Origin of the sequence: Sphingomonas sp. CCH5-D11, assembly GCF_001557395.1 — a bacterium.
Lineage (GTDB): Bacteria > Pseudomonadota > Alphaproteobacteria > Sphingomonadales > Sphingomonadaceae > Sphingomonas.
Map to the genome: position 1 here is coordinate 1 of NZ_LSKH01000176.1, position 2,315 is coordinate 2,315.

The window sequence follows — 2,315 nt, forward strand, 5'->3', positions numbered from 1 at the left end:
CCGCCCGGCGAGCCTCCCGCCTGCGCCGCCCCCGACACCGCGATTATCGCCGCCGCCATCATCGCGGACCCCAGCACCGCCAGCAGGGCGTGACGCGCCATGCTCACCACCGATATTGCAGCCGCGCGATCACGCTGCGGCCCTGGCCGTAATAGCAGGCCGATGTCGCGGTGCAGGTCGCGACAAAGCGCTTGTCGGCGATGTTGCGCGCGTTGACCGACATGGTGACGCCCGACAGTTCCGGATTGGCGACGCCCAGGTCGTAGCGGACGAACAGGTCGAACAGCGTGTAATCGGGGATGCGCAGCGTGTTGTTGGTCTCGCCCCAGCTCTTGCCGGTGTAGCGCACGCCGCCGCCGAAGCCGAGCCCGGCCAGCCCGCCGGACCGGATCCGCTGGTCGACGAACAGCGAGGCGAGCCATGACGGCACCTGCGCCAGGTCATTGCCCTCCTGCTGCAGCGGGCCGGACACACCCGGCACGGTATAGGTCGCGTTGCTTTCGGTGATCTCGCTCCACTGGCGCGATCCGGCGGCGATCACCGCCATGCCCCAGGGCAGGTTCGCCTTCGCCTCCAGCTCCACGCCGCGGATGCGCCCCTCGCCCGTCTGCACCTGGCAGGTGCTGGTGCCGCATAGCGTGCCATTCGGATCGGGCGTGACGATATTCTGCTGCGTGATCTGATATCCGCCTAGCGTCACATAGATGCCGCGCCCGCCCTGATAGCGGATGCCGCCTTCCCATTGCTGCCCGGTGGTGGGCACGAAGGGCTCGCCGTTCAGGCTGGACGAGGGGTCGCTCACCTGCGGCAGGAAGCTGGTGGCATAGCTGACATAGGGCGCCAGGCCCGACGGATGCAGATACACCGCGCCCGCGCGCCAGGTGAACTTGTCGTTCTTGTTGATGTAGCGGCGGTTGTTGACCGGGTTGAACGTATCGTCCTCCGCCCAGTCGTACCGCCCGCCCAAGGTGACGCGCAGGTCGCCCCAGGAAATCTGGTCCTGCAGGTACACGCCCTTCTGCGAGCTGACCGTTTCGGTATAGATCTGCGGCGACAGGGCGCCCGCGAAACCGGCGCTGCCGCGCGACACCGGGTTCAGAATGTCCAGCACCGGCAGCACCAGCGCGCCGTTCACCAGGTCGCGATAATGCTCCCATTCGGTGTGGAAGTAATCGAATCCGCCCAGCAGCACATGCTCGGCCGGCCCGGTGTTCACCCGCGCCTCCAGCTGCGTGTCGGTTGCCCAGCCGTCGGATTCGCCCACGCCCTGCACGGCGCGCCGGTTGATCGTCTGGTTGGGAATACAGCCGCGGATGTTCGCCGGGCAGGCCGTCAGCGTGTCGCCGGACAGCACCACCACGCGGTACAGCGTTTCCAGCCGTGTGTAGCGCGTGTTGTTGCGCAGCGCGAAGCGCCCGTCGCCGAAGCGCTGCTCGAAGAAGCTGGCGGCGAGATACTGGTTGCGGTCGAACGTGTTCCAGCCCGGCTCGCCGATGTTCGCGTCCTGGTCGATATAGCCGCCGTTCGCCGATACCAGGGTGCCGATGCGCGGCAGGAACTGGAAGGTCGCGCCGCCCTCGTCGCGCTGGTGCTGGCCCAGCAGCGTCCATGTGGTGTTGTCGCTCGGGCGCCAGGTGATGCTGGGCGAGATATATTGCCGCCCGATCTTCACGTCATCGACCTGCGTCTCGCCATAGCGGGCGAGCGCCACCACGCGCGCGGCCAGCGTATCGCTGAGCGGCCCGGTCACGTCCGCCGCGCCCTGATAGGTCCATTTTTCCAGATCAGTGACGCCCCAGCCCTGCAGCAGCACCTCGCCATGCGGGGTGAAGCTGGGCCGCTTGGTCACGATGTTGACGATGCCGCCGGGCGCCGACTGGCCGTAAAGCGCGCCGGACGGGCCCTTCAGCACCTCGATCTGCTGAAGCGCGAACGTGTCGAAGCCGGGGCGCGTCCACTGCCCGCCGGTGGGCAGGCGAAGCCCGTCGACGAAATTGTTGTTGGACGAAAACCCGCCCGCGCCAAAGCCGCGCACCGACACTTCGTCGACCCGGCTGTCGAGCCCGAACGCCTCTGCCTGCACGCCGGCGGTATAGCTCAGCGCATCGGCAATGGTCGGCGAGGCGCGCAGGTCGATCTCGTCGCGGCTGATGACGGAAATGGTTTGCGGCGATTCGATGATCGGCGTGTCGGTCTTGGTGGAGGAACTGGCGGTCGACTGGCCGGTCGCGGTGACGATGATGTCGCCACTCTGCACCCCGGGCGTCGCCGCCTCTTCCGTCTCGCGCTGCTGCGCCGACCCGGGCGCCGCCTGC

1 protein-coding gene is annotated in these 2,315 nt (G+C 67.8%); it reads right to left on the reverse strand.

Annotated features, from left to right (window positions below; genetic code table 11):
* Positions 1 to 103: 103 nt before the first annotated feature.
* On the reverse strand, positions 104 to 2,315 hold a 2,212-nt coding region (locus AX702_RS10810), incomplete at its 5' end, for a TonB-dependent siderophore receptor (RefSeq protein WP_066779316.1).